We start from the raw sequence: 13511 nt of genomic DNA on the forward strand, positions 1-13511 counted from the left end.
TAGCGTTTTGGAACCACCTGACCCCATGCCGAACTCAGAAGTGAAACGAAACAGCGTCGATGATAGTGTGGGCTTCCCATGTGAAAGTAGAACATCGCCAGGGCCTAATTAGAGAAAGCCCGACTCGAAAGAGTCGGGCTTTTTTGCGTTTAAGTCCCTTTGTAGCTAAAATAGCTCACTTCACCTTGCGCAAAAGAAGCGCTCTCACTGCGTTCGCTGTCGCTAATTTTGCACGATAGCGTCGATGATTGTGTGGGCGCGGCCAGCTTGGCTTCCCATGTGAAAGTAGAACATCGCCAAGTACCTATTTAGAGAAAGCCCGATTCGAAAGAGTCGGGCTTTTTTTGCGTTTAAGTCCCTTTGCAATAGCTAAAATAGCTCACTTCAGTTCGTTTTTACTTGTTAAATCAGTTGGTATGTAGATAAACCTCGTTCGCCTATTCATCCCTGAAGCTGGGTCCCATCGCGCATCCATGCGCTCATCTCAATGAACTGCGAAGCTACGCTTCGGTCTCATTTCGTCCATGTGAAAGTAGAACATCGCCAGGGCCTAATTAGAGAAAGCCCGATTCGAAAGAGTCGGGCTTTTTTGCTTTTATGGTGCTAAATCGTCCTGCACGGTGATGAGGTAATGCTCGGTGGTAAAAAGACGAATTAGCGCAAGGTGAAGAGAGCTGCCTTCACAGTAGCGTCTCTTATCACTCTGAAACATACCCCCTCAGCTTCAGCTAAAATAGCTTATCTCACCTTGCTCAAAGCAAACGTATTCGCTTCGCTCATTGTCGTTAACACTTTGCACTACATTCATCCCTGAAGCTGGGTCCCATCGCGCATCCATGCGCTCATCTCAATGAACTGCGAAGCTACGCTTCGGTCTCATTTCGTCCATGTGAAAGTAGAACATCGCCAGCAAAGGTTGCCCAAGCTAGGCGCCCCCGAGCAATTAAAGAAACCCGTTGCAGAAATGCAGCGGGTTTTTTGCTTTTAAGTCCCTTATCATCAGCTAAGCTAGTTTATCTCACCTTGCGCAAAAGAAGCGCTCTCACTGCGTTCGCAGTCGCTAATTTTGCACGATAGCGCAAGGTGAAGTGAACAGCCTTCACCGTACTTAATCTTAACGGCCTTAACATCAGCTAAGGTGGTTTATCTCACCTTGCGCAAAAGAAGCGTACTCACTGTGTTCGCTGTCGCTAATTTTGCACCTTTCTTGCTCAAAGCAAACGTATTCGCTTCGCTCATTGTCGTTAACACTTTGCACTTTATTGCATTAAATCTATCCAAATTTAGTTTGCCATTTTGGCATAACTGTATATACTCACAGTATCTTTACCTGTATGGAAAACCAGTTGTATGCGACCACTAACGAAACGACAAGAACAAGTATTTGAACTCATCAAAGTCTTCATCAAAGATACAGGTATGCCTCCAACACGAGTTGAAATAGCAGATGCGCTTGGTTTTAAAAGTGCTAATGCTGCTGAGGAACATTTAAAAGCCTTAGCTAAGAAAGGGGTGATAGAAATGGTGCCCGGGGCTAGTCGTGGTATACGTTTAGTCGACGATGGTTCTGCTGAAGATGCAGGTCTTCCCTTGATTGGTAAAGTTGCTGCTGGAGAGCCTATTTTGGCTCAAGAGCATATTGAAAGTCATTATGAAGTCGATCCGAGTTTATTTAAGCCTGCTGCAGATTACTTATTACGTGTAGATGGAATGAGCATGAAAGACATCGGTATTCTTGATGGCGATCTTTTGGCTGTACATAAAGCGCAAGTTGCTCAAAATGGTCAAGTTGTTGTTGCTCGAGTAGACAACGATGTAACAGTTAAAAGGTTAGAACAAAAAGGCAGTAAAGTGCTATTACATGCTGAAAATGCAGAGTTTTCCCCAATCGAGGTTGATCTAGAACACGAATCTTTTGCTATTGAAGGTCTTGCTGTAGGTGTTATAAGAAATTCTAATTGGATGTAACTTCTATATAATTCTAACAATAGGTTAGCTGTACTCTTCTTCTGTTTCTTTAGTCAGCTAACCATATCTCTTCTTACTTTCCATTTTAATATATCAAATTCTTCTATTTTACTTTCTTGCTAATTGTTTATTTATTGACTAATTGTTAATAGGTCATGTATTGCCTTCGACTTTAGTCGGATCCTATGACGGTCATCCAATAATTTTAACTGCGAACTTCTTGCTGAAGTCGATAAATGGGGGCGTCGTATGAGAATAAGTAAATTTGCTTATTTGCTTACTTTTTTGTTGTTGAGTCCACTTTCATTAGCCAATAGTGACTACAACATGAGAAAAGGGGTTACTGATGTAAGTCATAGTGTTTATGAACTACATATGACCATTTTTCTAATCTGTTGTGTAATCGGCTTGATTGTATTTTCGGTGATGTTTTGGGCTTTATTAAAGCACCGAAAATCAAAAGGAGCTGTAGCCGCACAGTTTCATGAAAGTACCAAAGTAGAAATTGTTTGGACTGCAATTCCTTTTCTTATTCTTGTCATCATGGCGATCCCTGCAACTAAGACTTTAATTGCTATGGAGGATACCAGCAAAGCAGACATAACAATTAAGGTCACAGGGTCACAGTGGAAATGGCATTATGAATACCTTGGTCATGACGTCGATTTCTTTTCTGTATTATCTACGCCTTTATCTCAGGTTAATAATGAGGAAGAAAAAACAGAGACCTACCTATTGGATGTTGATAAACCGCTGGTAATACCTACAAACAAAAAAGTGAGATTTTTAATGACGTCAGATGACGTTATTCATTCATGGTGGGTACCTGATTTTGCGGTTAAAAAAGATGCTAATCCTGGCTTTATCAATGAAGCTTGGACCAAAGTAAATGAAGAAGGTATTTACCGAGGTCAGTGCGCTGAGCTATGTGGTAAAGACCATGGCTTCATGCCTGTTGTTGTTGAAGCTGTCTCGCCTGAAAAATTCGAACAATGGTTAATTCAACAACAGTTAGCCAAAACAGAAGCAGCGAAAGAGGCCGAAGCTCTACTGTCACAAACTCTAAGTAAAGAAGAGCTGATGACAGAAGGTCAGACTGTTTACATGGGGTATTGTGCAGCTTGTCATCAACCGACAGGCTTAGGGCTGCCCGGCGTCTTCCCTGGCCTGAAAGATAACGCGGTTGTTAAAGGGGACCTAGATGCGCACATCGATGTGTTGTTGAATGGTCGCCCTGGTACTGCAATGCAGGCATTTGCCAAGCAACTTACAGTAAAGCAGATTGCAGCTGTTATTACATACAAACGCAATAGCTGGGGAAATGATACAGGGGAAGTTATTCAGCCTAGCCAAGTTCAAGAATTTATTGATAAAACGTCAGGAGAGTAATCATGAGTACTCAGGTTCAAAGTTCAGAACATGCTCATGAGGAGCATCTTACAGGCATCAAGCGCTGGCTGTTTACAACTAACCATAAAGAAATTGGTTCTCTTTATTTAATCTTTTCGCTAGTGATGTTTTTAATTGGTGGGGCTATGGCTATGGTGATCAGAGCTGAGTTATTTCAGCCTGGCTTGCAGTTAGTTGACCCGCATTTCTTTAATCAAATGACCACAGTGCATGGTTTAATCATGGTATTCGGCGCTGTTATGCCTGCCTTTACTGGCCTAGCTAATTGGATGATCCCAATGATGATAGGCGCACCTGATATGGCGCTCCCTAGAATGAACAACTGGAGCTTTTGGATCTTACCTTTTGCGTTTGCAATCTTGCTTGCTTCACTATTTATGGAAGGAGGAGGTCCTGCATTTGGATGGACTTTCTATGCACCGTTATCCACAACATATAGCAATGACAATACCGCATTGTTTGTGTTTGCTGTTCATATTATGGGTATCAGTTCAATCATGGGGGCAATTAATGTCATTGTAACCATTGTCAATTTACGCGCCCCAGGTATGACATGGATGAAATTGCCTCTCTTTGTATGGACCTGGTTAATAACCGCTTTTTTATTGATTGCCGTAATGCCTGTATTGGCTGGTGCTGTAACTATGGTACTTACCGATAAATATTTTGGTACCAGCTTCTTTGATGCCGCGGGAGGTGGGGATCCGGTTATGTTTCAGCATATTTTCTGGTTCTTTGGCCATCCTGAAGTTTATATCATGATACTTCCGGCATTTGGCATAATATCGACGATTGTGCCTACTTTTTCTCGGAAAAAACTATTCGGCTACTCTTCCATGGTATACGCGACCTCTTCTATTGCCTTTTTGTCTTTTATTGTTTGGGCGCATCATATGTTTACGACGGGCATGCCGTTAGCGGGAGAGTTATTTTTCATGTATGCGACTATGTTGATATCAGTACCAACAGGAGTGAAGGTATTTAACTGGGTTGCCACTATGTGGCGGGGCTCGATAAGTTTTGAGATCCCTATGATGTTTTCCATCGCGTTTATCGTGCTCTTTACGTTGGGGGGCTTCTCGGGGTTGATGCTTGCGATCACCCCAGCAGACTTCCAATATCATGATACCTATTTTGTTGTGGCGCACTTCCATTATGTACTGGTAACAGGGGCTGTATTTTCCATAATGGCGGCTGTCTATTATTGGTTGCCTAAATGGACTGGCCACATGTACTGCATAACCACTGCGAAGTGGCATTTTTGGATGTCATTAATAAGCGTCAACATTTTATTTTTCCCAATGCACTTTGTAGGCCTTGCCGGTATGCCAAGGCGCATACCTGATTACGCACTTCAGTTTGCTGATTTTAATGCCATCATTAGCATTGGTGGTTTTGCCTTTGGCCTTTCTCAGCTCATTTTTGTGTGGTGCGTATTCAAATGTGCTCGAGGTGGTGAATCGGTGCCAGCTAAAGTGTGGGATGGTGCAGAAGGGCTAGAGTGGGAGGTACCTTCTCCAGCACCTTTGCATACATTTAGTACCCCTCCTGAGGTGAAATAGTATGCATGCGGCACTTGTTAAGAAACTCATTATTGCTGTTGTAGGCATGTTTGCTTTTGCTTTTGCACTTGTGCCGCTTTACGACGTCTTTTGTGAAGTAACAGGCTTAAACGGAAAGCCTGATATGGAAGCGGCACAGGCCAGTAGTTTAGTGGATGAATCTAGAATGGTTGATGTGAGTTTTATTACTCAAACTAAGCAAGGTGTGCCGTTTAGTGTAAAAGCAAAACAGTTTTCTGTCGCTGTAAAGCCAGGTGAGATGTCAGAGCTTGTTTTTGTCGCTAAAAACCTAAGTGAATATCAGAGAGTGATGCAGGCAGTGCCGTCTGTTTCACCGGGAAAAGCAGCCAAATACTTACATAAAGTAGCTTGCTTTTGCTTTGACAGACAGCCATTCGAACCTAATCAAGAAGTTGAGTTCAAGCTCGTATTTTATGTTGATACAGAGTTACCTCAAGACGTTCAAGAGCTAACCTTATCTTACGCCATTTTTGATATCAGCGACGTCGCGTTAGCGCGTGATGACGCGAAAACCGAACCTTACAAAGGTTAGGAGGAATTATGCAATCTCAAAGTTATTATGTGCCCGCCCAAAGCCCTTGGCCAATTATAGGTGCTGTGGCTATGTTCTTTATTGCCGTTGGGGCCGGACTGACTGTCATGCAATTGGAGAGTGAAGATTTAAGTGGTGTTCTCATATTAGGATTAGGTGTTTTGATATTACTTTATATGCTTTTTGGCTGGTTTAAGCATGTTATCCAAGAGTCAGATAAAGGTTTATATTCAGCGCAAATGGATCGCTCATTCAAGCAAGGTATGAGCTGGTTTATTTTTTCTGAGGTGATGTTCTTTTTTGCATTCTTTGGAGCGCTTCTTTATGCGAGGGTATTTTCTGTGCCTTGGCTAGGGGGAGCCAGTAATAACCAGATGACGAATGAGGTTTTGTGGCCAAATTTTGAAGCAATGTGGCCGCTACTTACTACACCCGCCGGTGATGTAACACAGAGTATGCCATGGTATGGCTTACCACTTATTAATACGGTTATTCTGCTTACTTCATCAGTTACCTTACATTTCGCGCATAAAGCCATAGAGTCAAATAAGCGTAAACCGCTTACGATTTACTTACTAATCACGGTAATACTTGGTTTTATATTCTTAGCGCTTCAAGCCCAAGAATACGTTCATGCATATGAAGCACTCAACTTGACGCTTCAGTCAGGTATCTATGGCAATACCTTTTATCTTTTAACTGGGTTTCATGGCATGCATGTCACCATAGGCGCAATTTTATTAACGATTGTATTAATAAGAGTGGCAAAAGGGCATTTTACCGAAGACAAACATTTCGCTTTTCAAGCCGCTGCTTGGTATTGGCACTTTGTCGATGTTGTGTGGGTGTGTTTATTTGTTTTCGTTTACGTTTTATAGGTGCGAAATGAGGGATTTATATGGCTTTAATCAAAGCGCTGCCATGGCGAGCTATAATCATTTGGCTAGTATGCATCACGGTTGTGACAACGTGTCTAGGTTTGTCTTACTGGCAGTTTTCTAGAGCAAAAGAAAAGCAGCTTCAACTTGATGAATTTAGTCAAGTTGAGCTGACTTCGTTCGAGTTTATCCAAGCATTGCAAAATCGTTCTATTGAAGGGTTGCATGGACAAGCTGTTTCTTTAATGGGAAGACTAGAGCAACAATACACCTGGTTTTTAGATAATAGAATTGTAGATGGACGTGTCGGTGTTGATGTTATTTCTCTTTTTAAAGTTGCGGGTTTAGAAAAGTATCTCTTGGTTAATTTAGGGTTTATACAGCTTCAAGGCCGAGGGCAACCTGAAACTCTCTCTTTTGACGAAATTCAAAACTTAAATTTAGTGATAAAAAGTCGCCATTTAGAGCACTTTACTTTAGCAAAGTCAGCGCTTGAAGCCCACTCTCAGCGGTTGCAGTTTATAGATCATTTGTACTTATCAAATTTAACAGGTAAAGATATCTACCCTGCCATTTTTTATCAATTACCTGACTCTGCAGTGATTGCTGAACCTCATTATCAACCAGTAGTAATGAGCCCTGAAAAACATCATGCCTATGCTTTGCAGTGGTTTTTAATTGCAGTCGCAGCGGCTTTTATCGCATTCAAAGCAACAAGAACAGAGGTGCCGAATGAAGCTTAAACCAATGTGGATGTTTGTTATCTGCTGTATTACGCCATTTATTTTAGCGTATGCGGCAATTCAGACAAACTGGCTGCCAGATAATACAACGAATAAAGGGCGTCTACTCAGTAACGATATACAAGTACCTAATTGGCAGGGAAATGATAATACGCTTTGGAGTATCGCACTATCTGCGCCGGTTGATTGCGGATTGGTTTGTGCTCAACAAAATCAGCGCCTACAAAAGGTGTATCAAGCTTTGGGTAAAAAACAAGACAAAGTAAGTCTAGTGATTTTGGGGGAGGTGAAAAATAATGAAATTACTCAGTATCCGGCACTACCAGAGCTGCGAGCCGGTTGGCTTTATCTTGTCGATCACCACGGTTTAGTTGTGCTTGCTTATCCATACGAAGAAAGTGAGCAAAAAAGCAGAATGTTGCACAAAGGATTGTTATCAGATTTAAAAAAATTACTCAATTATGCGCGCAGTAGCTAGGAGGAATAATGAATAAAAAATATATTTACCTCACTGTGACCAGTACTTTTATTACATTCTGTGTTGTTGCTTTAGGGGCTTATACTCGGTTAAGTAATGCTGGGTTAGGGTGCCCAGATTGGCCTGGGTGTTATGGTTTTTTGACAGTACCAAACTCTGCTGATGAGTTGCGAGCGGCTGCAAATGCTTTTCCTGGCACTACAGTTGAACCCTTTAAAGCTTGGATTGAAATGATCCACCGTTACTTTGCGTCTTCGTTAGGCCTGTTGGTGATTGGCTTATTGTATTTTGCGCTCAGGAAGCGTGTTGAAACAGTACCTAAGAAGTTAACTGTAGCTTTGTTTGTGTTGATTTTACTGCAAGGTAAGTTAGGTATGCTGACAGTAACAATGAATCTACAGCCCTTTATAGTGATGGGCCATTTACTCGGTGGATTTACTATTCTGGCACTACTTTCAATGCATTGCTTTTATTTATTTACACCAGAAAAGCGTTTTCTAGTATCTCCTACAAAAATCCCTGCTAGGTTGTCAGAAATTAGCTTGATTGTCTTGGTGTTACAAATCGCGTTAGGCGGCTGGGTCGCTGCTAATTATGCGGCACCACACTGTGTCGGATTGCCTATTTGTGAGAATATCCATTTATTTTCTGTAGAAAGTTTATTTCATCTTCCCATTGGTGAGTTGAACTATGAGTATGGAGTATTGCCATTTGAAACTCGGTTATCCATACATATGGTCCATCGAGTGTGGGCCGTTGTCACAGTACTTATACTTGGTATATGGGCTTGGTATGTGTTGACTAACAGTAAAGAAAAACTTTTAAAGAATACTGCAAGTTTACTTATTGTCGGTTTAGTTCTTCAGCTTTGTTTGGGGGCATTGATCGTGCACCTGCAATTTCCAATATTAATTACACTTTTTCATAATCTAATGGCGGCATGTTTGCTGATTGTTAGCTTATTTTTATGGTTTCTACTTACTTATAAAATTACCAAGGAGGCAGTATGAAAAGTCTTACTCTCAAGCCCGAAGTACTGTTTCAGTCATTAAACTTATCTGCGTACTTGGGTGTTTGTAAGGTAAAAGTAGTCGTTATGCTAGTCATTACCGCTTGGGTTGGGTTAATGCTTGCGCCTGATATGAACAGAACACTCCTTGAGCAATGCATGAGTTTATTAGGTATAGGGCTATTGTCAGCATCGGCCGCTGCGATAAATCATGTCGTAGATCGAGAGATAGATAAAAAAATGGCAAGAACACGACATAGGCCGTTAGTGCAAACTCAACTGAGCGTGAAACAAGCACTTGGGTTTGCAGCGCTTATTGCTCTGATAGGGAGTGTGGCGTTATTTTATTGGAGCAATGCCTTAACGCTCTTTATGACACTAGGCGCATTAGTTGGTTATGCAGTGGTGTACACCATGTTTTTAAAAAGAGCGACGCCACAAAACATTGTTATTGGAGGCTTAGCGGGTGCAATGCCACCGTTATTGGGTTGGATCAGTGAAACAGGTCAGCTCGATGTGCAAGCTTGGCTGTTAGTCATGATCATCTTTATTTGGACGCCGCCACACTTTTGGGCTTTGGCCATAGCAAGAAGGAATGACTACAAGCGAGCCAATATACCTATGTTACCTGTGACACATGGCAGTGAATTTACTCGATTATTCATTGTAATTTACTCAATACTATTATTTGTAGTGTGCTTGTTGCCTTATCTAGTTACTATGTCAGGCAACATATATTTGCTTTGTGTACTTATACTTAACAGTGTTTTCTTATATAAGAGCATCGTTCTGTATATAAAACGTTCAGATGAAGCTGCTATGGCACTTTTTCATTTTTCAATTACTTATTTGCTGCTACTCTTTATATCGCTATTTATTGATAGATGGATCCTTTGATGCGCTACATATTGTTTTTGCTAGCTTTATTATTGTTTGGATGTGATAAAGATGTGCCTGTTTCAGAGCATGCTATTCACTATAAACAAGCAAAAGAAATCCAAGATTTTAATTTGCAAGATCAGCATGGCAATACAGTCACAAAGCGAGACTTACTTGGGCAGTGGACATTGATATTTTTGGGATACACAAGTTGCCCTGATATTTGTCCAATGACATTAGCAAAGCTTACCGAGATACATACTGAATTAGTACAACAACATAATGTTAAAGTTTGGTTCGTTTCGGTCGATCCTAATAGAGATACTCAGCAACAGCGCAAGGCATATATAGACTATTTCAACTCAGACTTTAAGGCGGTATCGGCAGAGCATGCAAACCTATTTCCTTTTGTCAGAAATATCGGCTTGATATATGCAATCAATAACAGTAAGGAAACTGAGTATTATGTGGACCACAGTGCTTCAGTTGCACTTATTAGCCCACAGGGAAATCTAAGTGGTATTTTTAAGGCTAAATTTGCAGCGAATGAAGTACCATTAATTGATGCAGCGCAAGTAATAAAAGATTTTAATGCTATCGTGCATTAGAGTGCTTGGATAAACTGGGTGAGCTTTATGATTGATTCATAAATCGAGCTAACACCCTAATTATTTTTAGCTTTTAGTTAATAACTTTTATGGCATTTCTGCTAACTAGGTCTAAGCTAAAATTATAAAAATTACACAAGGAGAGCGCATCGCGCATGTTAAAACTTCCTTCAGAACTCACAATAAGTCATGTTGAAGAGTTTCATCAACAGGTATTGCAAGTGCTTCATGCTGAGCACGATGTCAGTATTGATGTGTCAGATGTGATACGTGTAGACACAGCATCAATACAAGTTTTATGTGCTTTGCAAAAGCATCTTCTTGAAATTAACAATGGAATTCGTTGGCATGGTGAAAGTCAGTCGCTTAATAAAGCGGTTGATGAGCTTGGTTTAACAGAATTACTCGCCCTATCGGCGTGAATTAAGAGGTCATTATGAAAAAGATTTTGGCAGTGGATGATTCAGCATCTATGCGACAAATGGTTGGCTTTACTTTAAAGAAAGCTGGTTTTGAAGTAGTTGAAGCAAAGGATGGCAGTGAGGCTTTAGGTATTGCTAAGCAACAAAGCTTTGATGCCGTGATCTCCGATGTCAACATGCCTGTGATGGATGGGATTACACTTATTAAAGAGCTAAGAACATTACCTAGCTATAAGTTTACACCACTACTAATGCTTACGACCGAATCAGGTTTAGACAAAAAAACTGAAGGTAAAGCTGCAGGCGCGACAGGGTGGATTGTTAAACCTTTTAACCCAGATCAGTTACTGGCTGTTCTTAAAAAAGTTATTCGCTAAGCTAGGATGTCATTATGAGTATTGATTTAAGTCAGTTTTTCGAGGTCTTTTTTGAAGAGAGTCTCGAAGGGTTAGATGCAATGGAAGCGGAGCTCCTAAACTTAGAGCCCGGCAATGAAGACATGGAAACCATCAATACTATTTTTCGTGCTGCGCACTCTATAAAAGGAGGTAGTGGCACGTTCGGTTTTACTTCTGTTTCTGATTTCACACATGTATTAGAAACATTGTTAGATCAAATCAGAGATGGTCAACGTGCATTAACAGCAGAGCATGTAAACCTTTTGCTGAAATCAGTTGATTGTTTAAGAGGCATGTTGGCTGCGTTACAGGCAGAACAAGAGCCTGACTTGACAGAAGCCGATGAAATTAGAAAGCGCTTTGAAGTTATTTTAGGTCTTTCAGAAGATACTGATTCAACCAGCTCAGATACTCCAGAAACACAAAGCGAAAATACTTACCAAATTGATTTTAAGCCTCACCCTCACTTATTCAAAACGGGTAATGAGCCCTTATATATGATTTCAGAACTTGCCGAGCTAGGTGAGTTAGAAACGCAGGCATTTTATGATGCCATACCCGATATAGATTCATTACATGCTGAAGAGTGCTTTTTAGCGTGGCGCTTTTTCTTAACGACATCTAAGCCTGAATCTGCGATTTCTGAAATATTTGAGTGGGTTGAAGACGATGCCGATATAGACATTATTTTATGTGGTGGGCTTTTTGAATCTGATTTATCAGATGATGAAGACTCTACTCCCTCAGAACAAGTGTCCACTGAATCTGAAAGTCGATTAGAAAACCCTGAGCCTGAAAGCAAAGCGGTCACGTCAATTGCCACAAATGCTCCTGTTGTGAAAAAAGCAGAGGCTAAGAAACCATCCGATTCTTCAGCAACCTCTATCCGTGTTGGCATAGATAAAGTTGATTCGTTAATTAATATGGTGGGTGAGCTTGTGATAACACAAGCCATGTTGAGTCAAATTGGTGAGCAAGAAATTACCGAGTCAACGATTACAGCATTACAAGAAGGGTTAGCTCAACTTGCCCATAACACTAGGGATTTGCAAGAAAATGTCATGCGGATCCGCATGCTGCCAATTAGTTTCGTGTTTAGCCGATTCCCAAGACTAGTAAGAGATACATCTCAGAAACTTGGTAAGCAAGTTGAATTGAAATTATTAGGTGAACAAACTGAGCTTGATAAAACCGTCATGGAGAAAATATCAGATCCCATGGTTCACCTTGTGAGAAATTCTTTAGATCATGGCTTAGAAACACCTGAACAGCGTGTTGCTGCAGGTAAAGACCCTGTTGGTACTGTCACGTTAAATGCGTTTCATCAAGGCGGTAACATTGTCATTGAGATAATGGATGATGGACAAGGTTTAAATACTGAAAAAATAAGAAGCAAAGCCATCGCTAATGGTCTTATTCAAGAAACTGATGAACTTTCGCCGGATGAAATAAATGAGCTAATTTTTATGCCAGGCTTTTCTACGGCTGATGAGGTAAGTGATATATCCGGCCGTGGCGTGGGCATGGATGTTGTTAGAAGAAATATTCAAGCGTTAAATGGTTCGGTTGAAGTCGCCTCGGCACCAGGAGTAGGATCAACCTTTACAATTCGTCTTCCGCTAACTTTGGCTATTTTGGATGGCCAATTAGTTAAGGTTGCGCAACATACTTACATTATCCCGCTCATTTCAATTGTTGAGTCATTACAAATAGATATTAGTAAAGTCAGTCGTGTAGGGAAAGACCTTGATGTGTTAAGGCTGAGAGATGAATATATTCCGATTCTTCGTCTATACGATATTTTCAACCACGATGGTGCCATTGAAGAATTAGATAAAACATTACTCGTTGTTGTCGAAAGTGATAACCACAAAGTTGGCTTATTGGTCGATGATTTACTTGCTCAACAGCAAGTGGTTATTAAGAGCCTTGAAGCGAACTACCAAAAAGTTGATGGTATCTCTGGTGCAACAATCTTAGGCGATGGCAGAGTGTCTTTAATTATCGATATCAGTGGTTTAATTAAATTAAGTGGTTTAAAAAGGCCAGGTTCCCAAGACTTAATTGTCGAGCAAAACGCAGTAGGGGGGGCAGCATAAATGTCAGAACAGGCAGAACACAATCAGCAATTGATCTTGGAAGGTCAGCACGATGAGAATCAGTACCTGACATTTATGATGGCAGGTGAAGAGTACGGAATGAATATTCTGGCTGTACAAGAGATCCGCGGATGGGAAGATGTCACTGCGATCCCTAATTCTCCCAGTTTTGTGAAAGGTGCCATTAATCTACGAGGCACAATTGTACCAATTATAGATTTAAGACTACGATTCGGTATTGCAGATAATGAGTATGGTCCACTTACCGTTGTTATTGTTGTCGCCGTTGAAATAAATGGTCAGAACAAAGTAATGGGTATCGTGGTTGATGCTGTCTCAGATGTATATAGCATTTCTGAAGAGCAGGCTAAAGATGTGCCTGATTTTCAAGATTCAGATAACGCCGAGTTTGTTCATGGATTGGTTAATGTTGGGGAGAAAATGGTTGTTCTTCTTAATTTGGAAAGCGTTTTAAACTTAGAGTAAAAATAAGCACGGGTAGGG

14 protein-coding genes and 1 rRNA gene are annotated in these 13511 nt (G+C 40.9%); all 15 read left to right on the plus strand.

Annotated features, from left to right (window positions below):
* Positions 1-103, plus strand: a 5S ribosomal RNA gene (gene rrf / locus AAEU28_RS17810); the annotation flags it as partial.
* A 1247-nt stretch (positions 104-1350) separates the two neighbouring features.
* Entirely contained in the window at positions 1351-1968 is a 618-nt protein-coding gene (lexA, locus tag AAEU28_RS17815; RefSeq protein ID WP_421965318.1) for a transcriptional repressor LexA, read from the plus strand.
* A 249-nt stretch (positions 1969-2217) separates the two neighbouring features.
* Positions 2218-3357 (plus strand): cytochrome c oxidase subunit II, encoded by a 1140-nt coding sequence (coxB, locus tag AAEU28_RS17820; RefSeq protein WP_421965319.1) that lies wholly within the window; start codon positions 2218-2220, stop codon positions 3355-3357.
* Between the two features lie 2 nt (positions 3358-3359).
* Positions 3360-4940, plus strand: a complete 1581-nt coding sequence (gene ctaD, locus AAEU28_RS17825) for a cytochrome c oxidase subunit I (RefSeq protein WP_138478192.1) — start codon at positions 3360-3362, stop codon at positions 4938-4940.
* Between the two features lies 1 nt (position 4941).
* Positions 4942-5493, plus strand: coding sequence for a cytochrome c oxidase assembly protein (locus AAEU28_RS17830; RefSeq protein ID WP_421965320.1), 552 nt, complete (start codon positions 4942-4944; stop codon positions 5491-5493).
* An 8-nt stretch (positions 5494-5501) separates the two neighbouring features.
* Positions 5502-6371 (plus strand): cytochrome c oxidase subunit 3, encoded by an 870-nt coding sequence (locus AAEU28_RS17835; protein WP_421965321.1) that lies wholly within the window; start codon positions 5502-5504, stop codon positions 6369-6371.
* A gap of 20 nt (positions 6372-6391) precedes the next feature.
* Complete coding sequence (locus tag AAEU28_RS17840; protein WP_421965322.1) at positions 6392-7114, plus strand: SURF1 family protein; 723 nt, start codon at positions 6392-6394, stop codon at positions 7112-7114.
* On the plus strand, positions 7104-7592 hold the full coding sequence (locus AAEU28_RS17845; protein ID WP_421965323.1) for a transmembrane cytochrome oxidase associated protein: 489 nt from the start codon (positions 7104-7106) through the stop codon (positions 7590-7592). Before AAEU28_RS17840 ends, AAEU28_RS17845 begins: the two co-directional genes overlap by 11 nt.
* Before the next feature lie 8 nt (positions 7593-7600).
* Complete coding sequence (locus AAEU28_RS17850) at positions 7601-8602, plus strand: COX15/CtaA family protein (protein ID WP_421965324.1); 1002 nt, start codon at positions 7601-7603, stop codon at positions 8600-8602.
* Positions 8599-9498 (plus strand): heme o synthase, encoded by a 900-nt coding sequence (gene cyoE, locus AAEU28_RS17855; RefSeq protein WP_421965325.1) that lies wholly within the window; start codon positions 8599-8601, stop codon positions 9496-9498. The genes AAEU28_RS17850 and cyoE overlap by 4 nt, the downstream gene beginning before the upstream one ends.
* Entirely contained in the window at positions 9486-10088 is a 603-nt protein-coding gene (locus tag AAEU28_RS17860) for an SCO family protein (protein WP_421965326.1), read from the plus strand. The genes cyoE and AAEU28_RS17860 overlap by 13 nt, the downstream gene beginning before the upstream one ends.
* Before the next feature lie 155 nt (positions 10089-10243).
* Complete coding sequence (locus tag AAEU28_RS17865) at positions 10244-10510, plus strand: STAS domain-containing protein (RefSeq protein WP_138478207.1); 267 nt, start codon at positions 10244-10246, stop codon at positions 10508-10510.
* 14 nt (positions 10511-10524) lie between these two features.
* Complete coding sequence (locus AAEU28_RS17870; protein WP_058031180.1) at positions 10525-10887, plus strand: response regulator; 363 nt, start codon at positions 10525-10527, stop codon at positions 10885-10887.
* Between the two features lie 14 nt (positions 10888-10901).
* On the plus strand, positions 10902-13007 hold the full coding sequence (locus AAEU28_RS17875) for a chemotaxis protein CheA (RefSeq protein WP_421965327.1): 2106 nt from the start codon (positions 10902-10904) through the stop codon (positions 13005-13007).
* Positions 13008-13493 (plus strand): chemotaxis protein CheW, encoded by a 486-nt coding sequence (locus AAEU28_RS17880; RefSeq protein WP_421965328.1) that lies wholly within the window; start codon positions 13008-13010, stop codon positions 13491-13493.
* Positions 13494-13511: the final 18 nt, after the last annotated feature.

Origin of the sequence: Pseudoalteromonas sp. SS15 (genome assembly GCF_049257195.1) — a bacterium.
Classification (GTDB): Bacteria; Pseudomonadota; Gammaproteobacteria; order Enterobacterales; family Alteromonadaceae; genus Pseudoalteromonas.

What these genes read in the sequence shown, in the direction of transcription:
- AAEU28_RS17865 (WP_138478207.1), top strand. Translation starts at nt 10,244, where the DNA reads ATGTTAAAACTTCCTTCAGAACTCACAATAAGTCATGTTGAAGAGTTT.
- AAEU28_RS17870 (WP_058031180.1), top strand. Translation starts at nt 10,525, where the DNA reads ATGAAAAAGATTTTGGCAGTGGATGATTCAGCATCTATGCGACAAATG.
- ctaD (WP_138478192.1), top strand. Translation starts at nt 3,360, where the DNA reads ATGAGTACTCAGGTTCAAAGTTCAGAACATGCTCATGAGGAGCATCTT.
- AAEU28_RS17845 (WP_421965323.1), top strand. Translation starts at nt 7,104, where the DNA reads ATGAAGCTTAAACCAATGTGGATGTTTGTTATCTGCTGTATTACGCCA.
- lexA (WP_421965318.1), top strand. Translation starts at nt 1,351, where the DNA reads ATGCGACCACTAACGAAACGACAAGAACAAGTATTTGAACTCATCAAA.
- cyoE (WP_421965325.1), top strand. Translation starts at nt 8,599, where the DNA reads ATGAAAAGTCTTACTCTCAAGCCCGAAGTACTGTTTCAGTCATTAAAC.
- AAEU28_RS17860 (WP_421965326.1), top strand. Translation starts at nt 9,486, where the DNA reads ATGGATCCTTTGATGCGCTACATATTGTTTTTGCTAGCTTTATTATTG.
- AAEU28_RS17850 (WP_421965324.1), top strand. Translation starts at nt 7,601, where the DNA reads ATGAATAAAAAATATATTTACCTCACTGTGACCAGTACTTTTATTACA.
- AAEU28_RS17835 (WP_421965321.1), top strand. Translation starts at nt 5,502, where the DNA reads ATGCAATCTCAAAGTTATTATGTGCCCGCCCAAAGCCCTTGGCCAATT.
- AAEU28_RS17880 (WP_421965328.1), top strand. Translation starts at nt 13,008, where the DNA reads ATGTCAGAACAGGCAGAACACAATCAGCAATTGATCTTGGAAGGTCAG.
- AAEU28_RS17830 (WP_421965320.1), top strand. Translation starts at nt 4,942, where the DNA reads ATGCATGCGGCACTTGTTAAGAAACTCATTATTGCTGTTGTAGGCATG.
- AAEU28_RS17875 (WP_421965327.1), top strand. Translation starts at nt 10,902, where the DNA reads ATGAGTATTGATTTAAGTCAGTTTTTCGAGGTCTTTTTTGAAGAGAGT.
- coxB (WP_421965319.1), top strand. Translation starts at nt 2,218, where the DNA reads ATGAGAATAAGTAAATTTGCTTATTTGCTTACTTTTTTGTTGTTGAGT.
- AAEU28_RS17840 (WP_421965322.1), top strand. Translation starts at nt 6,392, where the DNA reads ATGGCTTTAATCAAAGCGCTGCCATGGCGAGCTATAATCATTTGGCTA.